This is a genomic window from Pseudorhodoplanes sp. (assembly GCF_046289595.1).
GTDB lineage: Bacteria > Pseudomonadota > Alphaproteobacteria > Rhizobiales > Xanthobacteraceae > Pseudorhodoplanes.
Genome location: NZ_JBKBVB010000001.1, coordinates 43,216 through 65,923 on the forward strand (window position 1 = coordinate 43,216; position 22,708 = coordinate 65,923).

Below are 22,708 nucleotides of genomic sequence, written 5' to 3' on the forward strand. Positions count from 1 at the left end.
GTTTGTTTGACGTCCAGCACCTATCCCCGGAGCGATCCCGGACCACAAATTCAGAGAGTGTTGGATCCCAGTTCCTCTCCCTCCGCCAGTCCTTCTGAGACCAACATTCTCTGCTGGCCTGCGAGCGCGCATAGAAGCCCAATAACCACGGGCTTCGCGCGTAAACCTCCGCACTGAGACGCACCCGTCGGGGCCTGAAATTCTCTCTCTCCGCCCGTTTGTCTCCAAACCTCCGCACTTCGCGGATTTAGTGCGGTTCTCGTAAGCAACTGATTTTGAATCGCTTTTCAGCGCGGCAACCTCCGCATTTTGTACAGATATAGCGGGGCTGCGGGAATGACTGGGAGCGAACGGCAGCGCTGATATTGCAGGAGTTTTGGAGTCGCGAGGTGCGGAGCTTTGCTCAGTTGACGATTTGTCGATGCTTCGAAGAGCGATGTACGCTCGTGCCTCACTCGATCGGTGCCGGCAATAGGCGAGATGACGGCCGCGTAAGTACTCAATACCCCTCAATAATACTCACGGATGTAGCCGTAGGCGCGCTCGAATAGTTCGGTATCCTGGTGGAGCTTGTACTTGAACAGAGTCTGACGAAGCGCCTTCTTGACCTCGCGCTCGCCGGCATGCGTTGCCTGCCAGCCATCGAACCTCACCGCGCGCACGATCTCGTCGATGTCGTCCACGACCCGCTTGACCATGACGGGTGTGTCGCCGTTCCGCGCCTCTTCAAACAGTTCTGTCAACGCCGCCTTACCACGGTCGATGTCAATTTCCTCTGGCGTTTCGCGCTCTGTCTTCACCACGTCTTTCGCGAGCGCCAGAAGTTCTTTCAGGAAGTCGATCGAGAGCAGCAAACCTTGCTGGTGGCGGTTCTTCAGGTCCTCCAGGCGCTCCCCCAGTGCTTTGAACTTCGGATTCCCTGCATGTTTCCGAAGTCGGCCCGCCAGCTTGACTGAGATTTCCTTGGCCTTCTTTTCCGGGTCGGGGTTGCCTAGGACGGCCTCGAGTAGTTCGGCATCCAGGACCAGCGTATCGAGGTCGTCGCGCACCGCGTCCACATGGACGTTCTCGTGGATGAGTTCGATTGTCTTGGCGCCCAGCCGGTGCCAAAGGAGCCGACCGGTCCCGCTTGACGGCTTCAGGGACTCGTAGACCTGCGCCAGCCAGCGATAGTCGGTCTCGTACTGCGTCAGCACCGGATCGGGTGATAGCGCCTCCCAGATCCGCGCCAACACACTGAAGTCGGCCGCGAAGGCGTCGCGCAGATCGTTGTTCGGGATGCATTCCTGCGCGGCGATAAGGCCCTCGTAGCCGGCTAGGCTGCGGTGTACGCCCGCGAAATAGGCGAGGCACTTTTGCAAGGTGGTCGGCAAGGCGTTGATCAGTTCGGCGATGTTGGACACTGCCTTCTGGACGCCTTCCTCGTCGAACTTCAGCGCCTGCGCGACGTCGTCGAAGATGCCGAGGTAGTCGACGATCAGACCATGCGTCTTCTGCTCGCCATAAGGGCGATTCGTCCGGCAGATCGCCTGCAGCAGCGTGTGGTCGCGCAGCGGCTTGTCCAGATACATCGTCTGCAGGATCGGGGCGTCGAAGCCGGTCAGCAGCTTGGACGTCACGATGATGATCTTCAGCGGGTCCTTGGGATCGCGGAAGCGGTCGAGCAGCTTTTCCTCGGCATCCCGGTCGCGCTTGAAGGGTGCGTATTCCGGCTCGCCACTGTTGACCGAGATCACAACGTCCGACACCTCGGGCGGCAGGTGGCGGTCGAGTTCCTGCTTGTAGAGCAGACAGCTCTCGCGGTCGAAGGTCACCACCTGCGCGCCAAAGCCGTTCGGGGCGACCTTCTCCTGGAAGTGCTTGGCGATGTCACCGCAGATCGCGCGGATGCGCGCGGGCGCCTTGACCAGGATCGACATCTTGGCGGCAGCTTTGCCCAGCCGATCCCGGTCCTCGTCGGTCAGGCCTTGTGTTAGCTCGGCATAGGCTTCCTCGATGGCCTTCTGGTCGATGTGCAGGTCCACCAGCCGCGGCTCGAAGTGCAACTCCTTTGTAGCCCCGTCGCGGATCGAGTCGTTTAGGCCATAGCGGCTCATGTAGCCGCCTTCGTCGGTGTCGGCGCCGAAGGCGTAGAAGGTGTTCTTGTCGGCGCGGTTGATCGGCGTTCCGGTCAGGCCGAACAGGAACGCATTCGGCAGCGCGTCGCGCATCTTGCGGCCCAGATCGCCTTCCTGCGTGCGGTGTGCCTCGTCCACCAGCACGATGATGTTGTCGCGGTCGTTCAACACGCCGTCGGCCTCGGCGAACTTGTAGATCGTGGTGATCACCACCTTCCGCGCATCCGTGCCCAGCAAGTCAGTCAGTTCCTTGCGGCTATCCGTGCGCACCATGTTGGCTATGTCGGCCGCATAGAAGGTGCCGGAAATCTGGCTGTCCAGATCGATCCGATCCACCACGATCAGCACCGTGGGGTTCTTCAGCGCCGGGTGCAGCCGCAGCTTGCGCGCGGCGAACAGCATCAGAAGCGACTTGCCTGACCCCTGGAAATGCCAGATCAACCCCTTGCGCGGCTGACCCGCCACTACCCGCGCGACGATCTTGTTCACGCCATCCACCTGCTGATAGCGGGCTATGATCTTGATGCGGTGCTTGCCCTTCTGCGTCGCGAAGGCGGTGAAGCTGTCGAGCATGTCGAGCGCCATCGCCGGTCGCAGCATCGAGGTCGCGGCCTTTTCCACAGCGCCCATCGTCTGCGGCCCGTCGCCATCGCGCCAGGGGCCCCAAATGTCGACCGGCATCCGGACCGAGCCATAGCGGAACTCCTTGCCCTCGGTCGCCACGGAAAAGACGTTGGGCACGAATAGCTCCGGCACGTTTTTCTCGTAGTCGTCATGCACCTGCAACGCGGCATCGAGCCAGCTCTGGCTGGACCGCACCGGCGTCTTGGCCTCGATCAGCACCAGCGGAATGCCGTTGACCAGCAGCACCAGATCGGCGCGCTTTTCCGTCTTTCCGGCGCGGATGGTGAACTGCTGGGTGGCGACAAAGCTGTTGCGTTCGATGTCGTCGAAATCGATCAGGCGGATGGTGACGTGTTCGCCATTCGCGCCAAAGGGCATCGACCGTTCGCCCAGGGCCCAGGCGGCAAATTCCTCGTTCGCCTTCACCAGCCCGTCCGACCGCGCGCCCATGACGATGGCGCGCAGGCGGTAGAGCACGTCATCGGCCCGGCCGGGGTTGGTGGCGATGTCGGGGTTCAGGCGGATCAGGGCGTCGCGCAGGTGGCGTTCCACCAGCACCTCTTGCGGCTGGCGGGGAAGGTCGGCGGGGGCGACGTAATGCCAGCCGAGGCCCGCAATCCGGCCGCCCGTGCGGGCGAGGCCGATGGAGAGTTGCGCCGGACGGGCCGAGGCCGCGCCCGCGAGAAGATCGCGCAGATGGGCTTCAACGGTGTTGGACTCAGTGAAGCTCATACGCAACGCACTCCTTCAAAATCGCCTTTTTCAAATCCTGAGCGGCAGCCAGACGCTCGCGCAGATCGTTGAGTGATCCGTCAAACTGATGCGCCCGTGCGATAAATACGTCTTGTTCAGTGAGCGGCGGAACAGGAATGCGCAGCTTCTTGAAAAGCTCGACGTTGAAATGCAACTGCGCGGTGCCAGCAATGCCCGAAGCAAACTGACGACGGCCAGCGACTGAATTAAGGAAGCGACAGAAAAACTCTGGCCTCAAGTCGGGGCCGGTAGTCGAGATGATCAGGTCTATGGCATTCAACGGGTGATCCAGCGGCGGAATGACTGCTGCATCGCCGGGGCGACCACTTCGCACGATCACAACGTCCCCTGCGCTAAGTGCGCTTTTTCGATGGAATTGGTGCCCTTCATGCGAAATCTCGACGTGCTCACCCCACGAGAGGCGGTTCTTGAGGACGTTCAGCGAACGCAACGCCGGCACGCCCTGTCCAGAACTGACATACCAGTCTGCCGGTTTGACGACGATGCCGACCGTGGCCCGAGTAAGCAGATCAATCGCTGGCCGATGCGGCCAGTCGTGATCTTTCAACTCGCTCTCGATCCAAGCCTCATAGGTCTTTTCACCGATGTCGAGAGCGGTAGCCAACCCTTCTGCAAGTGTGCACACGCCGATCAACGGTTCAAGCAACCGCGCTTGCTCCTGGATCGGCGGCAGCAGGAATTCCTCGGCGGCCAACGTCTTCCAGTTGATAGTGGGCGACAGCGATCCGACCGAAATGCTCAAGGCCCGTTCCATAAACAGGTCGCTTTGCATGAAAAACGGCAGAAACTCGGGCAGCACCGCGCCGGGCTTGGCGCGCAGCACCATGGCATGTGCCGAACAGATGCCCTCGAAATCCGCCACCGCCACCTTGCGCTGATAGACGCGGCGCTTGCCGAATATGATGTCGCCCGGCTGGAACCGCAGCTTGGTCGATTCTACATCCGTGGGTTCGCCCCAGCGCCGGATGCGCAGGCTGTCGGGATCCAGGTGTTCCAGCCCGACATAGCGTTCCACCCCGGCCTCGGCGGGGTTGTCGACCCGATCGTTGATCTGCGTGGCGATCTGGTCGAACCGCACCCGCGTCCATCCCGCCTTGGAAATCGGCCGCTCAAGCATCGGCATCCTCCGCAGGCGTCAGGCCATCGAGCATGTCCACCAGCGCGTCCATGCCTGTCCAGAAATCGCGCCCTTCCACGTCAAACGCCGCCCATGTCGCCGCCAGCGTGCCCCCCCCGCCGGCCACCGCCGCTTTGGGCCGCTTCACATACCGGGCAATCGATAGGTTGCCGTCCGCCGCCAGCACATCCGCTATGCCTGCCACCGCGGCAAAGCCGGCTTCATCGGCAAAGGCGCGATAGACCGACAAGATGCGCGCCTGATGGTTGGGCCGTAGAAAGCTTTGCGCGCGTTCGCGCGCTATCTCGGCCACCGCGTCGATGAATAGGATGCGCCCCTTTCGCGCCGCGGGTTTCTGCGACCGGCAAATCACCACGCAGGCCTCCATCGGCGAGTTGTAAAACAGGCCCGGTCCCAGCCCCAACACGCACTCGACCCAGTCAGATTCGACCAGTTTGCGCCGCATTCCTGCTTCTTCGTTTCTGAAGAGCACGCCATGTGGAAACAGGATCGCGCATCGCCCGGTCTTCGGGTCCATCGACGACAGGATGTGCTGAAAGAAGGCATAGTCCGCACGTCCCTGCGGCGGCGTACCCAGGAAGTTGCGTCCCCAAGCATCATGCTCCCAAGCGCTACGGTTCCACTTCTTGATCGAATACGGCGGATTAGCGAGAACCACGTCGAAGGTGCGGAGTTTGTCCCCTTGTACGAAGGCCGGCGCTGCCAGCGTGTTGCCGCTGGCTATGTGGAAATCATCCACGCCGTGGATGACAAGGTTCATCCGAGCGATCGCCGCGGTGATAGTTATGAGCTCCTGCCCAAAAAGGCCGGTGGCCCGAATGTCACCGCCGCGCCGCTTCACTTCCGCCAGGCACGATATGAGCATGCCTCCGGTGCCGCAGGTCGGGTCGTATATGCTCTCGCCCGGCTGGGGCTCCAGCATCTGCGCCATCAGATGGACGAGGGTGCGGTTGGTGTAGAACTCCTGCGCAGTGTGGCCGCTGTCATCGGCGAATTTCTTGATCAGATATTCGTAGCCGTTACCAAGCTCGTCCTCTGGCACGGCGGCAAGGGTCAGATCATGCTTCGAGAAATGCTCGATCAGGTTCTTCAGCGTGCTGTCGGGCATCTGGGCCTTGTCGGTCCAGTTGGCATTGCCGAAAACGCCCTGCAGGCGCTCGGGGTTCGCAGCCTCGATCGCAAGGAACGCCGACAGCAGCGCCCGCCCCACATCGCGCGGCGCTGCACGCACGTCGTTCCAGTGCGCGCCTTCGGGGATCACGAAGCGGTCGCTGGCGGTGGCGGCGGCATAGCCCTCGTCGTCGGTTTCATCGAGGGCTTCCTGGTAGTCCCCATCCCAGACGTCGGACAGACGTTTGAAGAACAACAGCGGAAAGATGTACTGCTTGTAGTCGCTGGCATCGATGAGGCCGCGCAGCAAGGTGGCGGCGCCCCAGAGATAGCTTTCGAGTTCGCGCTGAGTGAGTTGGTTCATGCACTGGCCACTTTCGGCTTTGTCCGAGTCTTCAGCCGAGCATCAAGGTCTATCCCGTGCTTCGCCGCGAACTCGCGTAGCTTTACGCCCGCGCCAAGGAAAAGCTCGATTGCTTGATCAGAGTCAGATTTGCTGACGGTGCCGTTTCCATGGATTATCTTTCCGCGGACATCAAGAGCGTGGCTTTGAATTTGGTTTAGCTTCCCGAGCACTGTTCCAAGTGCGCCGTTCTTGAAACGCTTTCCGACTTCCCGGTCCCAAACTTCCTTGTATCCATCTCGGCCGTTATGCTTTTGCATTCTGAATACGTCTTCGAGTTGGTTCCGAAGGCTCTTTGTTGGGCTCGCACCCAGTTTAAGGATTGCCCGTTTCAGCATCCATTCGAAGTGAACAGCCGCGAGAATAAGTGCCGTCGTTCGATCGGCAGCTGCGAACTTGCGAATCTCTGCCTCGCGCTTCGCTGAACCAAAACCAACGTGAAACACTACAACCAGCCTCCTTCGACCAGCACCTTGCGCAGGTGATCCTCGGCCGCACGGGCATCGGCGAGAGCGGTCTTGAAGGCCTCGACCGCCTCAGGCAGCGGCGGAATGTCCTGGCCAATGGAAGGCAACACGTAGCGAGAAATGTTGAGCGTCCAGCCTTCCCTCTTGATCTCTTCGAGAGTGGCAACCTTGGCGCGGTCTTCGACATCCGCGAAAGTGCGATACCAGGCGACGATCTGGTCGCTGTGCTCCTGGTCGAGGAAGTTCTGCGCCCGGCCTTTGCGGAAGACGCTGGATGCGTCGATGATCAGGACCTTGTTCCTGCGGGCTGCGGGCTTCTTGCGGCGCAGCACCATCACGCAGCCCGCCAGCTGCGTGCCGTAAAAGAGATTGGGCGCAAGGCCGATGACCGCCTCGACCATATCCTTTTCCAGCAAGGCCTGCCGGATCGAGCCCTCGGCAGATTTCCGGAATAGCGCGCCTTGAGGTAGGACGACCGCCATGCGACTGTTTCCGGTGGGCGCCATCGAGGCGATCATGTGCTGGACGAAGGCATAGTCGCCGTAGCTTTCCGGCGGTATTCCATATTGGGCACGGCCCCAGGGATCGGCCTCCCACAGATCGCGACCCCACTCCTTGAGCGAGAACGGTGGGTTCGCGATGACGCAATCGAAAGTAGCGAGCCCGCCGGTGCTGGAATCGGTGAAGGCCGGATTGCGCAAGGTATCTTCGCGGGCGATCTGGAAGTCCTCAATCCCATGCAGGACGAGGTTCATCCGCGCTATGGCCGCAGTAGTGAGGTTTTTCTCCTGGCCGTAAATCTTGCCATAGAAGGTGCGCGGATCGCCGCCCTTGCGCATGACATGCTCGATCGCGCCCAGCAGCATGCCTCCGGTGCCGCAGGCAGGGTCATAAATGCTCTCGCCTTCCCTGGGATCAAGAATTTCTACCATCATCCGCACGACGCCGCGCGGGGTGTAGAACTCGCCAGCCTTATTACGCCGCGTGACATCGGCGAACTTGCCGACCAGATATTCGTAGGCGTCACCGAGCACATCCGTGCTGACGGCGTTGTTGCCCAGCCGGATTTCCGAAAACCCCTCGATCAGGTTCTTCAGAAGTTCGTCGGAGAACTTCTCCTTGTTGCCCCAGTCCGCTGAGCCGAATGCGCGGAACAGAGTGTCAGGGTTCGCGCGCTCGATGTCCTGCATTGCCTTTTGCAACGCAGCGCCGACGTTCGTTGCAACCTCTCGGACATCTTTCCAGTGGCCGCCGTCGGGAAGGACGAAGCGGTGTACCTCCGGAAACAGCGATGGATCGGCATCGCCGTAGATTTCGCGCGCCTCGGCCGTCTCCTCGTCCCAGACATCTGAGATACGCTTGAAGAACAGCAGGGGCAGGATGTAGCCCTTCCAGTCGGTACGATCGACAGCGGAACCTCGCAGGGTGTTTGCTGCATCCCAGAGCGCTGATTTTAATTCCTGAGAAGTCAGAATCATTTAGTGTTCCGCCGAGTCACTTTTCTAGAAGCGGCTTTTTTCGATTGTCCGGTGGCCAGTTCCTTGATCCGCTCAAACTCCTCCGCCGCCACCATCACGACCACCGTCCGATCATACTTGGTGATCGCCACCGGCTCGGCCCTGGCCGCGTCGATCAGTTCGCCAAAATGGTTTTTCGCGTGGGCCGAGGTGAATTTGCGCATACCGGACCCCTCGTGCTGGCAGCTAGTGTTGGCCAAATTGGCCGAAAGTGCAATGGCCGGTTGTGCCAGGCGTGACAGGCCGGAATTGCCGATCAAAATGATCGCTAATTCGCGCTAATTCACTTACGCTCGGATGGACTGAAGCAACACGGAATTCCTGTGAAAATCGAGGAACTGCTTTTGGCCGCTGGAAAATCCACCCACGTTCACAATCGTCTCGGTGTCGATGCCCATTCGTTGGAGCGATGGGTGGTGGGCGACCGGGGAGATGATGAGAGTACCGTTGTCCTCGAAGCCAATGAAGCCCCGATCGAACAGATGGTCGATGCTGGGTGTCAGTAGCAGACCGTTTTCGCCGTTAAGGCGTTCCTCATTGGTTGAATCCCGCCACGGCTTGCAGTGACTGGCGATAAGATGCACCGGATTTTCGACGCCTGTGATGCGGCATCGTGTTTCAATCTTGCTGACCCGCTCCTTGAATAGGCCTTGTCCATTTCGAGCGCGCACGATTGCCAATCGATCGGTTTCCGGAATCGTAGAATTATTGACGACCTCCTGTTCGATCTTGCGCTCCCAGGAATCGAGATCATCTGCAGGAACCGGTTTGACGCTGTGTGCAGCAAGAGCGAGAGGCGCGACTTCTTGCCCAATCAGGCCGATGATCACCTCGGCAAGCGGTTCGGGCACCTCGGTCAGGTAGACTGATTGCAGGCCGTTTCCGTTCGGCTGCAATGGCGAATACCTTGCGGGAAGAAGCGGCCGAAGAAGCTCGATGTGATCCTTGGGACGCACCTTATTGGCCAGCTTTGTGAAGCTCACCTTCACTTTCCAGCCGATATTTTCCCAGTTCTCACCTGCGGTCCCAAACTCGAGTGGCTTCGGACTCTCCCAGCAATAGGATTGGGCGATGCCAACTGCCAGGATTCTGGTGTCCATGAACGAGAAGATCAGATCGCCAGGTGCGACCTCGCGCATTGACTCATAGAACGGATTTCGTGCTCCATTGGCGTTGCGCTTGGGCGACCAAAGGTAACCGCCATCGACTTCATGGCGGAACGTCTGGTTCTGATTGACCCACCAATAGCGCATGGTCCCAGCAATATGAGCCTGATTAACTCAGCAGTTCGTCCAGCGACACATCTCCGAATGGATTGGGGATCGCGCGTCTTGCGACGAAAAATCCCACGACTTTGGCATCTGGTCGCTCGGCAAGTATCTTGGCCTTCACAGCCTTAAAATGAGAGCCCGTCGTAAGTACGTCGTCCACGACACCGATAGTTGGACGCGCCTGCGCGAGCTCGTTTGCGACTATTCGGTAGTTGGCTTCCAGGTCGGCTGGCGACTGCCGGTGCCCGCCTTTGAACGTATCCGTAGAATCTATCTGCTCAACGATTTCGCGGACGTCCGAAAGACTAGGCGATCTTATGCCTCGGCATACCTGGACCATTCGATCGTCAAAGAGGGCGTCGGCTTTGTTTTTCGACGGGGGCACGGGAACGAGAGTTGCGCTAGCAAGCCATTTTGCATTGATTGCTTGCGAAAAGTCCTTTGCACACTGGGCAATCGCTGGAGCTTTGTAATGATAACCGCCGTCGCCCTTCTTCTTTTGCAGGTTATGAATGAGCTGGTTGGTGGCTCCACCCTGCCAGCCTGCGCCGGCCGTGTACTCGTATAGATAATAACACTCGTCGTCTTCGCCGAGATAATAGTGGTCACGACGATTGCTATCGTCAATTTTCTGGAGTCGGAGAATCATCGCCGAGCGCTTCAAAAATATTCGCAAGCTCCCGAACGCGGATAGCGCCCTTTTTCTCGAAATTGACCGGCCATGTGATATCGCGGCGCTCAAAGCAAGAATCGAGAATAAAAAGTTTGCGCCTCTGCTGAAGAGCGGCCCGCGCTTGCGTCAGCGTGCCACTCGTATCGCTAGCCTCGATGATAATCGTAGCTTCTGTCATCGCGCTCATCGTGACGTTCCGCTCGGGGAAGAATAGCTTATTCTGCGGAACATGCTGGTTCGCATAGCGAAGTACTGGCACCTGAGAAATCAGCAGATACTCTTCCGCAATTCGACGCTGCAGTGCCTCGTTTTCTTTCGGGTAGTACGTGCCAATGGGCGTTCCGATAACCGCGATCGTGTTGCCGCCAGCTTCGATCGCGGCTGTGTGCGCCGCCCGGTCAATACCTGCCGCCAGCCCGGATACGACTGTGAATCCCTTTTCTACCAGCGCTCGCGCGATCTTAGTCGCCCGACGAATGCCATCGTCGGTCGCGGTTCGGCTTCCGACCACTGCCACGCAGCGGGTCTCGGACAGTTCCCAGGCGCCCTGAAAATACAACATCTCGACAGGGTGCCGTGCATCGCGCAGCTTCTTAGGATAATTGCCGGTCAGATTCAGTCGAATCCCGAAGCGGGAAACGCCGGCCTTCTTCAGCGTGGCTAGGACCTCGGACGCACGCGCGTCCGCGACTGCTGCAGATACAAAATCAGACGGAACAGCTGTCGGATCGGCAGCAAATCGATCAGCGATCGTCTTGAATGTGGCGCCTGGTTCAAGCCAAAGCGCCTCATATGCTCCGAGCTCACGACGTGGAGACACAGGCGAAACCGCCGGTCCGTCACTCATTCGGGCGAGAAGGTTCATGGCACGACCGTAAAATAGCGAGTTGGTGTCGTCGATCTAACTCGTGCAGACATCACCAGGTTTGGGCGAGGCGCCACACGCAGTACTAGCCACCTAAATCGAACAAATCAAGAACATAGATGACCTCAAGAGAGGGGAGCCCTTTCACCGTTAACATTCTGCTACGGCATCATCTATTGGCGAAGCGCACGACGTCCGGACGATAATGCAGCGCGCTCGACTGAGCCATCCAGTCGATCGGAAGGCTGGTCATCAAATCGTCCAGCTTCAAGTTGGCTTGGCGTCCTTCAAGAACGCTCTCAACGAGGCTCGGAGCCAGCAATGTCAATCGAAGTGTTCGGCCCACGTAAGTTTCACTGATTTTTTCTGCGGCGGCAATTTCTCGGATTGTCGCATAGGTGCCATTCTCGATCATATCCCGCCACCGGAACGCCCGCGCTATAGCCTTGACCATCGTGCTGTCGATGCGGCGGCGAATCGGGGGGCCAGTGAAGGCGACGCCATCAGGCGCCAGCACAAGCTTGCGGCCACCGCGTCGTCTGATGGAAATCGGCACCCGCACGGTGACGGTCGTGCCATCGTCACTGACTTCTGGCTTTGTCCTCATGCTGCCCTCCGATTTTCCGGATCGATCACGCCCAAATCGGCAACGAGACTCCTCAGCCCCTGCGTGCGCAGGCGGATGTCCGCGCCGTCGGTGCCGATGTCGACGCGCTCAACGAGCAACTGCACGATCCGCGCCTGCTCGGCCGGAAAGAGCTCATCCCAGAGTGGGTCGAGCCGTTCCAGTGCCTCCCGCACGTCGGCCTCAGCGAGGCCATCGAGCGACTGCCGCGCCTTGCGCCACGTCGCGACGATAATTTCCGGCGCGCGAAGGAGAACGCGCACCTGATCGATCACCGCGTTTTCGATTTCAGCCGCCGGGATCCGTCGCACCGGACAGGCATCCGGTTCGCGCGTTAACGCGTCGGTCGAGACATAATACCGATAGAGCTTCCCGCCCCTACGGGTGTGGGTCGGCGTCATGGCCCTTCCCGTGGGTCCAAAGATCAGGCCCTTCAGCAAGGCCGGCGTCTGCGCCCGCGACCGTGCCGCACGCCGGCGGGGACTTTCGCCGAGAATGTTGTGGACCTTGTCCCAGAGCGCCTGGCTGACAATGCCCTCGTGCTCGCCGGGATAGGCCGCGCCCTTGTGCACTGCCTGGCCGATGTAGACCCGGTTGTTCAGGAGCTTGTAGACGTAACCCTTGTCGACCAGTTTGCCCTGTTTTCCAGTTACCCCTTCCGCCCGGAGCGCCCGCACCAGCACGGTCGCGGAGCCGATCTTGACGAAGCGCTCGAAGATCATGCGGACCTTCGCTGCTTCAACTTCGTTCATCACGAGCTTGCGGTTCTTGACCTCGTAGCCGAGCGGCACGAAGCCGCCCATCCACATGCCCTTCTTGCGGGAGGCCGCGAACTTGTCTCGGATGCGCTCGCCAATGACCTCGCGCTCAAACTGGGCGAAGGATAGGAGGATATTGAGGGTCAGCCGGCCCATCGACGTCGTGGTGTTGAACGACTGGGTTACGCTGACGAAGGTGACGCCATTCCGGTCGAACACCTCGACCAGTTTGGCGAAATCCATCAAGGCCCGGCTGAGCCGGTCGATTTTATAGACGACGATGACGTCGACCTGTCGCGCCTCGATATCAGCAAGGAGCCGCTTGAGCGCCGGCCGCTCCAGGGTCGCCCCGGAAATACCGCCATCGTCGTAGCGGTCGGGCACCAACACCCAGCCCTCGGGTTTCTGGCTGGCGATATAGGCCTCGCACGCCTCGCGCTGTGCATCGAGGGAGTTGAACTCCTGCTCCAGCCCCTCCTCGCTCGACTTGCGGGTATAGACCGCGCAACGGAGCTTGCGGACGATCGATTTCTTCATCGGCTCGCCCGCTGATTTTTCAAGCCGAAGAAGACCCGCCCGTTCCATTGCGTGCCGGTGATGGCGCGCGCGATGGCCGAAAGTGATTTGTATGGCCGGCCCTGATACTCGTAGCCGTCGTCGCGCACCGTTACGCAATGCTCGATGCCCTGATATTCCCGGATCAGCCGGGTGCCAGCGATAGGCCGATCATGATCGGCTCGGCGCCGCCGCAAATCCACCTTGCCGCCGTCCAGTTCCTCGGCCAACTCACGCAAGTGCCGCAATGTCTCAGGCTTCAACCCGCCATAGGCCAATTCCTGAATCCGGTAGGCCAGTCGATGCTCAAGGAAACGCCGGTTATAGGGTGGCGGCTCGGACTCGAAGAGATCGCGCCATTTCTGCTTGAGCGCGCCGATCGGCGCGGTTTTCAGGGCGGCCAATTGGGCCAGTACGGTGTCGGTCAACCCGAGCCTCCATGCGACGTAAGACGGTCGGCATGACTGCTCTGGTCAGCGGTACAGTCGAGTGAACTCTCTCTACAGGCGGCAGATAAAGGAGTTGACTGTCGGGCCCGCAGACGGATCAGGCCGGCGGCCAAGATTTCGGCAAGTTCGGCGAGACGCTCGGATGCGGACAATCGGCCAGCGTCGATACCGTTATGCATGGAGTGGGAGCCTTGGATTGCTTGCTCCCCTTAGTAGCGGTCGAGCAGGCGATCTTTGCCAAGAGGTCCCTGAGGAGGCTCAGTGTCTCGACCCCGAAGCGCGCTCGATCTCGACGTCGAACTTAAGCAGCCGGTCGAACAGGCCGGTCTTGCGATAGAAATGGCGCTTACTGAACCGGGACTCCGTGATTTGCTCGGCGCGGTGATCGACCAAGCCGAACCACAGCAGTGGCCGCAGAATACGGCCCTCGAACGCGAACGGGGTTCGATCCCAGTCGCCCGTCAGCATCTCGGGCCTCGGGATTGTACAGAGGCGTGTCAGCTTTTCCGCGGATTGCCAGTCGTCGCCGCAAACCGACAACGACCAGAGAGCAATGCCGATGTCCTCTTGCGGCCACGAGCCGAGGAGGCCTCTGGCAAAGTAGCTCAGATCAAACCGCCAGAACGCGATCTGTGCCAGGAGCGCGACCAATCCACTCGGATCAGAGAGGCATTGCTTGCCCATCGGGGGCGCAATCAGCTTGTCCTTCTTGATCTTCACAAGACCAGCCGCCTCGCAGAGGAGCCGGACGATATGGAGCGGCATGAAGTCGGGCTCGTTGATAACCTTGCTAAAGCGGAAGGCATCGGCCTGATCGTAATCCGGCCAATCCATCAGCTTGCACATGTCCGCGACGACGGCGCGGGTGAGATTGCCGGTTGCAGTGATTGGCAGCCCGCCAGTGTCTATGGCGCGCTTTATCAATATAAGCGCGTTGTGCGCCGCGGCCGATGCTTTTATTTCATCAGAGGTCAAGTCGGTGGCGAACATGATCGGTCCACCGCTCATTGACCGCTGCTGCCGCAGCGCGCGAAGGCTTCCAAATGTCAGCAGGGTCCAGGCCGGCTCGACACCAGCGAGCCATTCCCGGACTTTTGGGTCACTCAGAAAATCCTCAGCGACCATCGTCAGCCCGTCATGGCGGTGCATTGCTTGAACGATGGAGTAGGACGCAGCCATTCGGCGAGTTTCGACCAGCGCCGCCGGCCCGAGACATTGCGTACAGCGATGGCGATCGCTTTCTTCTGTCCGACCAGCACCACGAGCTTCTTGCCGCGCGTGACGCCGGTATAGAGCAAATTCCGCTGCAACATGGCGTAATGTTGCGTAAGGACGGGAATCACAACCGCCGGATATTCTGAGCCCTGACTCTTGTGAATGGTCGCCGCATAAGCCGGTACCAGCGTGTCGAGTTCGCCGAACCCATAGGTAATGGTTCGGTCATCAAAGCGGGCCGTCAGTTCGCCGGCATTGGTATCGACGTCATCGATCATGCCGATATCGCCGTTGTAGACCTCCTTGTCGTAGTCGTTCTCGATCTGCATGACCTTGTCGCCGGGGGCGAAGGTCCAGCCGAACCGCTCGACCTTGTTCTCGCCTGCGGGATTGAGCGCGGCCTGCAGCTCGATATTCAAGGAGCGGGCGCCGACGCCACCGCGGTTCATCGGGCAGAGCACCTGAATGTCGCGAATCGGGTCGAGGGCAAAGCGATTCGGGATGCGCGTCTTCACGAGCTCGATGATTCGGGAGACCGCCGTCTCCGGGTCGTCTGCCTGCACGAAATAGAAGTCGCTCTCGGTCTCGGGCGGGCTGAGGTCCGGGATCGAGCCCTGGTTGATGCGGTGGGCGCTGGTGATGATGCGGCTTTGGGCCGCCTGCCGAAACACTTCGGTCAGCCGCACCACGGGAACCGCGCGGGACGAGATGATATCGGCCAGCACCTGCCCGGGACCGACGGACGGCAGCTGGTCGATATCGCCCACGATCAGCAGGGCGGCTCGGTCTGGTATTGCCCGCAGCAGCGCCTGCATCAGCATGACGTCGACCATCGAGGCCTCGTCGACCACCAGGAGATCGCAATCAAGCGGATTGTCCTCGCCCCGTTTGAAGCCGCCACCCTTGGGGTCGACCTCGAGCAGTCGGTGTATGGTCTTGGCCTCGAACCCGGTTGCCTCGGTCATGCGCTTGGCCGCACGGCCGGTTGGTGCACACAGCAAAAGCTCGGTGCCCTTGGCGGCGAGGATGCGCAGGATGCCTCTGACGATGGTGGTCTTGCCCACCCCAGGCCCGCCCGTCATCACCATGACCTTGCACATCAAGGCCAGCCGGATCGCCGCAACCTGGCTTTCCGCAAGCGACAGGCCGATGTGTTTTTCGACCCAGGGCAGCGCCTTGTCCGGATCGATCCAGGGCCACGGCAGCGTGCCGCTGGCGAGCCGCAGCAATCGGTCGGCGATGGCGCGTTCGGCGCGATGCAGGCCTGACAGGAACACACAAGGCGTATCACCGACGCACTCGGCGATCACACTGCCCTCGTTCAGTTCGAGATCGAGCGCGGTCCGAACCAGGTCCTGCGGCACGTCCAGGAGCTTCTCGGCAAGCGGCAGCAGTTCATCCGTGGGCAGGCCACAGTGGCCTTCGTCCATCGCTTCTGTCAGCGCATAGGAAATCCCGGCACGCACCCGCATCATCGCGGTCTTTTCGATACCGAGCTTCGTGGCGATCGCGTCCGCGGTCTTGAACCCGATGCCCCGAATGTCGCGCGCCAGGCGGTACGGGTTTTCGGTCATGACCTGGATGGCGTCGGCGCCGTAGGTCTTGAAGATCCGTACCGCCCTCGCCGTACCGACACCATGGCTGTGCAGGAACACCATGATTTCCCGCACCGCCTTCTGTTCGGCCCAGGCGGCCAGAATGCTGGCGGCGCGCACCGGGCCGATGCCGTCGATCTCGCGCAACCGGTCCGGCATTGTCTCGATGATGTCAAAGACCTTCTCGCCAAACGCCCTGACGAGCTTCTTTGCATAGACCGGCCCGACGCCTCGGATCATGCCGGACGAAAGATACTTCTCGATGCCATCGACCGAGGTCGGCGGGGACGTTCGCAGGAACCGCGCCTTGAATTGCTGACCATGGGTCCGATCGTTGACCCATTCGCCGGAGGCGGTGATCCACTCGCCGGCCGCGATCGTCGCCGAATGACCAACGACGGTAACAAGGTCGCGGTGGCCGCGCGCCTTGGCGCGCAGGACGCAGAATCCGTTCTCGGCATTGTGAAAGGTGACTCGCTCAACCAGGCCCGCCAGGACTTCCTGCTTCGAAGGCTCGAGCTGTGCTGTCATGGCGGTCGTCATCGGTTTTGAGTCTGCCTGCGCCAGTCCCACGGCATGTCGAACTCACCCGACCAGATATTAGCCCGGTTCCGCCGCGCGATATTCTCGTCGCCAACGTAATCCAGAGAATATCGCCGGAATGCCACCGCCCAGCCGTGCTGCACCATCCGGCGACCAAGATCCTCAATGCCCTGGAAACAGACGGCTACCACCCGACCGTAGCGATCAAGATCACGCTGCTCGCAGCGGACTGTAGCGCGCCCAATTCTGTCCGCCAGGGCAAAGCTCGCCTGCTGCCCGCAACGCCACGGTTCTCCGTTTGGCCGGACACAAAGCTGACTGCTCTCTGGTGCGTCGATGCCGAACAGGCGAATGCGCTGACCGCGGATCTCGATGGTGTCGCCGTCGATGACGGAGGCGACACCGACGATTGGCGTTTGCGCGCCGGCCGCCGCGACAGCTAACACGACCAAAAGCACAACAATGCAGAGGGCGTGCCAGGTCATCGTCATCGCCAGACCTTTTGCGGATCGTCGATTTCCTCGGCATCGCCGGTCTCACGATGCACTTCTTCGCGAATGACCTTTTCAGTGATTTCGGACAGATAGGCCAGCAGAGCGGCATTCGACTCCTGGAATTCCGGCCACAGCACCTGCTCCATAAAGCTCTTCGGCCCCTTGAGCATAATGGACTGGCGGTGCATTCGCGGATGACGGTACGGCCGCAGACCGTACCGGCGGCACAGCGCGATGAACAGCTGCCGCGACCAGACATCGGGAATCGAGAACTTCATCTCGATGGATTTTTCCTTACCCGCCGCCTGACCCAGGCGCAGGCGAATCCGTTCGGCGGCGGCCCCCGCGGCGGCCTTCTCCCCTGGCGTCGCTGCGCCGGCGAACAGCGCCTCGATCTTGCGCAGCTTGTCGCGGAGGATTTCGTCGGGGGTCATCGGTTGGTCACAGCCGCTTCGAGGCCCAAACCACACGCCCGATAATGTTCACATCCTCGGCGTTGCGCTCATAGGTCTGGTACTCGGGATTGAGCGACTTGATGATGATCTGGGTCGGATCAGAGTGCGGCACGTGTTCAATCCGTTTGGCGACAATCCCCATGCCGTCCCAGATCACAAAAATACCGGGCGGCGCCGGCACACGCCGGCTGGTATCGACCATGATCCGGTCGCCGCTCGAGAGCAGAGGCTCCATCGAGTCACCGTCGATTGTGACGATGTGCAGATCTTCCGGCCGCGCGCGGAACTCATGGCGGATCACCTCGTCAGGAAACAGCCAGGTGCTCTTGGCCTCCTCGAGGCCCTCATGAAAGGCCCCCGGCCCCGCCGACGCGCGCATGTCGATTTCGGTGATCGGGGAAAATCCTGCAGCCGATCGCCGCGGACGCTTGCGAGCATCCAGTTGTTCGTCGTGCTCATCCTCATGGCGCGTCTCCTGGCGCGCTGGCGCCTTTCGCTGTGGCACCTCGGGATGGCGCAGCACGCGATCAGTCACACCAAGATGCTTGGCGAGCGCCTCCCGAACATCTTCGGGCAGAATCTTCGGCGTGCCGCGATAGATGAACTGGTGTACGTAGGCTGCGTTCTTGCCACACGCGAGCGAGGCCTTCTTGAGATCGGTGCCAGCGCGCTCGACCAGATCGAGGACCTTCAGCCGGATCGGATCGAGGTCCATGGGATAACTCCTTGATTCGAAAATGTAGGAAATTTCCAACTTCTTTTCGTTGACGCTCGATCTGCATATCGTTTTTATGCCGCTCATGGCAAGAACATTTAGTGAACAATTCGCTGTCCGGGTCGAGACCTTCCTGCAGGCATCGGGCTTCAAGCCAACGGAATTCGGCCGCCAAGCCATTGGTGATGCGTCGTTTATTCTCAATCTGCGGCGTGGACGGTCGCCCACGCTCGCGACCGCCGACAAGGTCTTAGCCTTCATCGAGCAACTGGAGGCCGCCACGGTAGCCAGCGCTCGAAATAGGAGGAAAAAATGACTATTCCTCCAATCGGCTCTGCTATGCGCACGGCCAATGCAAGTGCCGCCCAAGCCGCTCCGGCATCGGACCGGTGCTTCGACCAGCCTTCGCTGCGGACCATGATGAGCGCCGCCGCCTATCACGCCCGTCGGGTCGCGCGTACCATGCGGCTCTCCAATGTGGAGCGCGAAGACGTCGAGCAGGATATTTTGCTCGTGATGCTGGAACGGCGCCGCTTTTTCGATCCCGCCCGTGGCGCCTGGTCAGCTTTCGCGGACCGCGTGGCACGCCAAGCCGCGCAAGGGGTCGCCAACAAGATCGGTGCCGAGTTCCGGATGTGGGGCGCCTCGCTCGATCAGTCGGCTGGCAGCAACAGAACCACCACGCTCGGCGACCTCAGCGAGACACAGCAGTGGGTCGGTTCCGATGACGAGCAGGAACTGCAGCTCCCGCTCGTTCTTGCCGATTTCATTGCCGGGCTGCCCGAGGAGCTCGCTCTGGTCGCACGCCTGTCACTTTTCGAGGATGGCGATCTCCCAGCCGCGCAGCGACGCTCGGGTCTGTCCACCAGCGAGTTCTATCGGCGGCTACGCGAAATCCGCTACCGCATGTTCACGCTGGAAATCGTCGATCGCCGATCGATCCTTAGACCTCCTGGGAGCGATCAGCGGTCCCAATCGGTACTAAGGGGGCGTGAGTGATGTCGCGCAGATCGCGGGCCGACAGGAACAGGAGCATCAGCATGCGCCCAAGTCACGTCCAACGCGTCCCACCCGGCGACCTCCTGGGAAAATCGGCGGCTTCGAACGCTACTAAGGCACAGTGGGCAACGTCGCCCGACAGGAACACAAGCGAACCAGCATGCGCCCAATCATATCCAATGTTTCGCACCCGGTCATGACGACCTCCTGGGAAAATCTGAGGTCTCGGTCGCTACCTAAAGAGTAAAGGGACCGATCACCTCACGGCCGACCGGTCCACAACACGCACATCCGAATTCCATTCACGGCCGAGCTTGATGCTCCGGCCGAACGAGAAAGCTTTGCCCGATGTCAGCTTATTCACGCCACCTGACCGGCACGCTCGCGCTTCACGCCGTGCCCCTCGACGAAAACCGGTTCGTCGACTGGATCGTGGATGCCAAGGCGCATGACTGCATCGCCTATTACCGAGGCCATCTCGCCCTTGATCGTTGCGAAAGCACAGGCGTGCTGAGCCCGACCGATCGCCGGCGTCTGGCGACCGTTGCCAACCGCGTGATGGTCGCTTCGGGACAGGGTCTGGTGTTCCCGGTGCAGAAACGCCTCGGACCGCACGATTATCTTTACCTCGCGGTTCGGGCTCTGGGCCGGCTCGGCACGGCCGCGATGCGAGCGCCGCGCATCGTGCCGCTCAAGATGGCAGCGTGAGGCCCGCGCCATGAACGCCCCGATCATTCTGACCGAACATATCCGCGACATGGATGTTGCCGACATTGCTCTCGTCTCCGCGCCAGAGCTTGCATGCCTGCTCGATGACCTTGCCATGCAAAAGGCGGCGCTGCGACGGATTGAGGACAAGCTCGATGCCGCACTCGACCGGCGCTACGGCCCCCGCGCCGCGCAACGCCGCGCCGAGGCCGGAAAGGACGCCGGCACTGTTCGTTTTGAGGACAACGGTTTCATCGTCATTGCCGATCTGCCGAAGCGCGTGACCTGGGACCAGGATAAGCTCCGGCACGCCTCAGAAATCATCCGCACCGGCTGGGGCGATGATCCGGCAGATTACGTCAAGACCAAGCTTGAGGTCTCGGAGGCAGCCTTCGCCAACTGGCCGCGTCCGCTGCGCGAACTGTTCATGCCGGCGCGCACAGTAAAGACCGGCAAAGCCTCGTATCGCGTCGAGCCACTCAAGGGAGGCCTGTGATGGCGCTGCGGATCATCACGGCTGACGAGCGCCTGTCCGGGGCCAGTGCCAAGACCACGATGGCGATCTTCGGCCCGAGCGGCGCCGGCAAGACCTCTCTGCTGAGGACGTTGCCGCCCGAGGAGACGCTGTGCATCGATCTCGAGGCCGGCATGAAATCCGTCCAGGATTGGCGGGGCGATAGCATCCCGGTGCGCACCTTCGCCGACGCACTCGACATCGGATGTCTGGTGGGTGGTATCAATCCTGCGGCCGACCCGTCAGGCTTCTTCTCGGACGGACATTATCGCCATCTCGCCGAGAGCTATCCTGATCTGGTCGGCATGATTGGGCAAAAGCGCATCATCTTTGTCGACAGCATCACCGATCTAACCCGGCAGGCCATGGCCTGGGCGAGAACGCGACCGGAGGCGTTTTCGGAGAAGACCGGCAAGCCGGATACTCGTGGCGCCTATGGGCTCCTCGCGCGCGAGGTGATCGCCCTTCTCAAGCATCTGCAGCACGCGCCAGGCAAGACGGTAATCTTTGTCGGCATTCTCGAACGCGTCACCGACGAGTTCAACCGCGTGACCTGGCAGCCGCAGATGGAGGGTGGGAAGGCTGCGCGCGAGCTTCCCGGCATCGTCGATCAGGTGATCACGCTCAGCCTGTTCGCTCCCGACGGCGAGAGCTTCCGGCATGACCCCGAGCGCGGCGATGTCCGCCGCCTGGTTTGCCGCTCCGGTAACCCCTTCGGCCTGCCGGCGAAAGATCGCAGTGGTCGTCTCGACATCACCGAGCCGCCGGACCTCGGCGCGCTCCTCGCCAAGATCAATGTCACCAGGAAAGGATGATGGGCCATGAGCTTCGACATGAATGACGCCGAGCCGCAGAAGAGCGGCGAACTGATTCCCGACGGCACCTTCGCCAAGACGACCATGACCATCCGGCCGGGTGGAATCGATGGCGAAGGCGAAATCGACCGCGGTTTGCTCCGTGCATCCAAGGATCCGACAAGCGACGTGCGCATGCTCGACTGCGAGTTCACGGTGGTGGAGGGACCGCATGCCAAACGCAAGTTCTGGCAGATGTTCACCGTCCAGGGCGGCAAGGTCGATGAGAGCGGCGTTTCGATCGCCTGGAAAATCTCCAAGAGCACGTTCCGTGCAATGATCGACAGCGCGCTTGGGCTCGACCCGCAGGACATGAGCGAGGCGGCGAAGCAGAAGCGCATCCTGCGCGGTCTTGCCGACCTCAATGGCATCACGTTCGTCGCCAAGATCAAGGTCGAGGCAAGCGAGGATCCTCGTTACGGCGACCAGAACCGTCTCGACCGTGTGGTGCTGCCGACCGAAAAGGAGTGGAAGCTGGTCATGGACGGCAATGATGTGCCGGCGAGCCCGAGCCGCTCGCGTAGCGCTACGCAGAAGTCGGCGCAACCGGCCTGGTCCGGAGCCGCCCCACAGAGCGGACAGCTTGGACAATCGCGACCTGCGCAAGCCTCCACGGCCCCGGCCTGGGGCACTGCGCCGGCCGCAGCGCCAAAACCTGCCGGACCCGCATGGCTCAACGGCTGAACCATGACCGCTGACGAATGGCAGGCGCACACCACGCATGAAGCGGCGAAAGCGATCGGCGAATGGCTCGAGGCAAGAGGAAGGCTGCATCAGCCAATCCGCTGTTTGACCATGCGCGAGCTCGAGGCGATGGCGCAGAACGCAATCAGCCGCTTCATCGTGCTGACCTCGCAGCGCATTGCGGAACGCCCAAACGACTCCGTGTCGCGCAGGTTCTCGACACTGCTGTCGGGGTGAGGGTCTGCGCCATCTGCAGCCGGGCAGCACGCGGCTTCTACTACACCCATGAAATGCGGCCGGATCGCTATCCGACCTTCGGCTTCTGTTCGCTTCGCTGTCAGAGCGCCGGCGCCGCCATCGCAAAAGGAAACAAGGGGATGATCGATAAGTCGGACATGGAGCAGCGGGCGATCAAGGACGCGCGGCGCTTCCTCGCCGAGGTGCTGACGGAACTGAACCTGATGGCGCCGTTCCACGACAGGAGCCCGGCCGACATCGATCGCATCATCGAGGCCTGCGTGGACGGATTCCAGGACTCGATGCAGCGCCAGTCGCTCAATAGCGATATTCCATTTTGAGGCGAGCC

General features: G+C 60.9%; 25 protein-coding genes. 8 read left to right on the forward strand and 17 right to left on the reverse strand.

Annotated features, from left to right (window positions below; all coding sequences use genetic code 11):
- Nucleotides 1-509: 509 nt before the first annotated feature.
- The 17 genes from ACK41X_RS00225 to ACK41X_RS00305 all read right to left on the reverse strand — a co-directional run bounded on the left by ACK41X_RS00225 (nt 510) and on the right by ACK41X_RS00305 (nt 18,363).
- Nucleotides 510-3,473 (reverse strand): type I restriction endonuclease subunit R, encoded by a 2,964-nt coding sequence (locus tag ACK41X_RS00225; RefSeq protein ID WP_409717661.1) that lies wholly within the window; start codon nt 3,471-3,473, stop codon nt 510-512.
- Nucleotides 3,460-4,632 (reverse strand): restriction endonuclease subunit S, encoded by a 1,173-nt coding sequence (locus ACK41X_RS00230; RefSeq protein ID WP_409717664.1) that lies wholly within the window; start codon nt 4,630-4,632, stop codon nt 3,460-3,462. The genes ACK41X_RS00225 and ACK41X_RS00230 overlap by 14 nt, the downstream gene beginning before the upstream one ends.
- A complete protein-coding gene (locus ACK41X_RS00235) occupies nt 4,625-6,127 on the reverse strand; it encodes an N-6 DNA methylase (RefSeq protein ID WP_409717667.1) in 1,503 nt (500 codons plus the stop codon). Before ACK41X_RS00235 ends, ACK41X_RS00230 begins: the two co-directional genes overlap by 8 nt.
- The gene (locus tag ACK41X_RS00240; protein WP_409717670.1) at nt 6,124-6,612 is read right to left on the reverse strand and encodes a hypothetical protein; all 489 of its coding nucleotides are present in this window, start codon (nt 6,610-6,612) and stop codon (nt 6,124-6,126) included. The genes ACK41X_RS00235 and ACK41X_RS00240 overlap by 4 nt, the downstream gene beginning before the upstream one ends.
- Nucleotides 6,612-8,111: an N-6 DNA methylase gene (locus ACK41X_RS00245; protein ID WP_409717673.1), complete on the reverse strand. Its 1,500-nt coding sequence runs from the start codon at nt 8,109-8,111 to the stop codon at nt 6,612-6,614. The genes ACK41X_RS00240 and ACK41X_RS00245 overlap by 1 nt, the downstream gene beginning before the upstream one ends.
- Nucleotides 8,108-8,314 carry a type II toxin-antitoxin system Phd/YefM family antitoxin gene (locus ACK41X_RS00250; protein ID WP_409717676.1) on the reverse strand — a complete coding sequence of 69 codons (207 nt, stop codon included), beginning with the start codon at nt 8,312-8,314 and terminating at the stop codon, nt 8,108-8,110. The genes ACK41X_RS00245 and ACK41X_RS00250 overlap by 4 nt, the downstream gene beginning before the upstream one ends.
- A 123-nt stretch (nt 8,315-8,437) precedes the next feature.
- Nucleotides 8,438-9,403 carry an HNH endonuclease gene (locus ACK41X_RS00255; protein ID WP_409717679.1) on the reverse strand — a complete coding sequence of 322 codons (966 nt, stop codon included), beginning with the start codon at nt 9,401-9,403 and terminating at the stop codon, nt 8,438-8,440.
- A gap of 22 nt (nt 9,404-9,425) precedes the next feature.
- The gene (locus tag ACK41X_RS00260) at nt 9,426-10,070 is read right to left on the reverse strand and encodes a hypothetical protein (protein ID WP_409717682.1); all 645 of its coding nucleotides are present in this window, start codon (nt 10,068-10,070) and stop codon (nt 9,426-9,428) included.
- Nucleotides 10,045-10,959 (reverse strand): DNA-processing protein DprA, encoded by a 915-nt coding sequence (locus ACK41X_RS00265; protein ID WP_409717685.1) that lies wholly within the window; start codon nt 10,957-10,959, stop codon nt 10,045-10,047. Before ACK41X_RS00265 ends, ACK41X_RS00260 begins: the two co-directional genes overlap by 26 nt.
- 169 nt (nt 10,960-11,128) lie before the next feature.
- On the reverse strand, nt 11,129-11,566 hold the full coding sequence (locus ACK41X_RS00270) for a hypothetical protein (protein WP_409717688.1): 438 nt from the start codon (nt 11,564-11,566) through the stop codon (nt 11,129-11,131).
- On the reverse strand, nt 11,563-12,879 hold the full coding sequence (locus tag ACK41X_RS00275; protein ID WP_409717691.1) for a recombinase family protein: 1,317 nt from the start codon (nt 12,877-12,879) through the stop codon (nt 11,563-11,565). Before ACK41X_RS00275 ends, ACK41X_RS00270 begins: the two co-directional genes overlap by 4 nt.
- Nucleotides 12,876-13,325 carry a DUF2924 domain-containing protein gene (locus ACK41X_RS00280; RefSeq protein ID WP_409717694.1) on the reverse strand — a complete coding sequence of 150 codons (450 nt, stop codon included), beginning with the start codon at nt 13,323-13,325 and terminating at the stop codon, nt 12,876-12,878. Before ACK41X_RS00280 ends, ACK41X_RS00275 begins: the two co-directional genes overlap by 4 nt.
- 279 nt (nt 13,326-13,604) lie before the next feature.
- A complete protein-coding gene (locus ACK41X_RS00285; RefSeq protein ID WP_409717697.1) occupies nt 13,605-14,525 on the reverse strand; it encodes a hypothetical protein in 921 nt (306 codons plus the stop codon).
- Nucleotides 14,474-16,687, reverse strand: a complete 2,214-nt coding sequence (locus ACK41X_RS00290) for an ATP-dependent RecD-like DNA helicase (protein ID WP_409717700.1) — start codon at nt 16,685-16,687, stop codon at nt 14,474-14,476. The genes ACK41X_RS00285 and ACK41X_RS00290 overlap by 52 nt, the downstream gene beginning before the upstream one ends.
- Before the next feature lie 8 nt (nt 16,688-16,695).
- Entirely contained in the window at nt 16,696-17,184 is a 489-nt protein-coding gene (locus ACK41X_RS00295; protein WP_409717703.1) for a thermonuclease family protein, read from the reverse strand.
- Between the two features lie 2 nt (nt 17,185-17,186).
- A complete protein-coding gene (locus ACK41X_RS00300; protein WP_409717706.1) occupies nt 17,187-17,627 on the reverse strand; it encodes a hypothetical protein in 441 nt (146 codons plus the stop codon).
- Between the two features lie 7 nt (nt 17,628-17,634).
- On the reverse strand, nt 17,635-18,363 hold the full coding sequence (locus ACK41X_RS00305) for a helix-turn-helix transcriptional regulator (protein WP_409717709.1): 729 nt from the start codon (nt 18,361-18,363) through the stop codon (nt 17,635-17,637).
- A gap of 49 nt (nt 18,364-18,412) precedes the next feature.
- Here ACK41X_RS00305 and ACK41X_RS00310 point away from each other — a divergent pair, with 49 nt between their 5' ends.
- The 8 genes from ACK41X_RS00310 to ACK41X_RS00345 all read left to right on the forward strand — a co-directional run bounded on the left by ACK41X_RS00310 (nt 18,413) and on the right by ACK41X_RS00345 (nt 22,700).
- Entirely contained in the window at nt 18,413-18,679 is a 267-nt protein-coding gene (locus ACK41X_RS00310; protein ID WP_409717712.1) for a hypothetical protein, read from the forward strand.
- A gap of 23 nt (nt 18,680-18,702) precedes the next feature.
- On the forward strand, nt 18,703-19,362 hold the full coding sequence (locus ACK41X_RS00315; protein ID WP_409717715.1) for a sigma factor: 660 nt from the start codon (nt 18,703-18,705) through the stop codon (nt 19,360-19,362).
- A gap of 348 nt (nt 19,363-19,710) precedes the next feature.
- Nucleotides 19,711-20,070, forward strand: coding sequence for a hypothetical protein (locus tag ACK41X_RS00320; protein WP_409717718.1), 360 nt, complete (start codon nt 19,711-19,713; stop codon nt 20,068-20,070).
- A 10-nt stretch (nt 20,071-20,080) separates the two neighbouring features.
- Nucleotides 20,081-20,566: a hypothetical protein gene (locus ACK41X_RS00325; RefSeq protein WP_409717721.1), complete on the forward strand. Its 486-nt coding sequence runs from the start codon at nt 20,081-20,083 to the stop codon at nt 20,564-20,566.
- Nucleotides 20,566-21,399, forward strand: coding sequence for an ATP-binding protein (locus tag ACK41X_RS00330; RefSeq protein WP_409717724.1), 834 nt, complete (start codon nt 20,566-20,568; stop codon nt 21,397-21,399). The genes ACK41X_RS00325 and ACK41X_RS00330 overlap by 1 nt, the downstream gene beginning before the upstream one ends.
- 6 nt (nt 21,400-21,405) lie before the next feature.
- Nucleotides 21,406-22,122, forward strand: coding sequence for a hypothetical protein (locus ACK41X_RS00335; protein ID WP_409717727.1), 717 nt, complete (start codon nt 21,406-21,408; stop codon nt 22,120-22,122).
- Between the two features lie 3 nt (nt 22,123-22,125).
- Nucleotides 22,126-22,359: a hypothetical protein gene (locus tag ACK41X_RS00340; RefSeq protein WP_409717730.1), complete on the forward strand. Its 234-nt coding sequence runs from the start codon at nt 22,126-22,128 to the stop codon at nt 22,357-22,359.
- Nucleotides 22,360-22,499: 140 nt separating this feature from the next.
- Nucleotides 22,500-22,700: a DUF6511 domain-containing protein gene (locus ACK41X_RS00345; protein ID WP_409717733.1), complete on the forward strand. Its 201-nt coding sequence runs from the start codon at nt 22,500-22,502 to the stop codon at nt 22,698-22,700.
- The last annotated feature ends 8 nt before the right edge of the window (nt 22,701-22,708 follow it).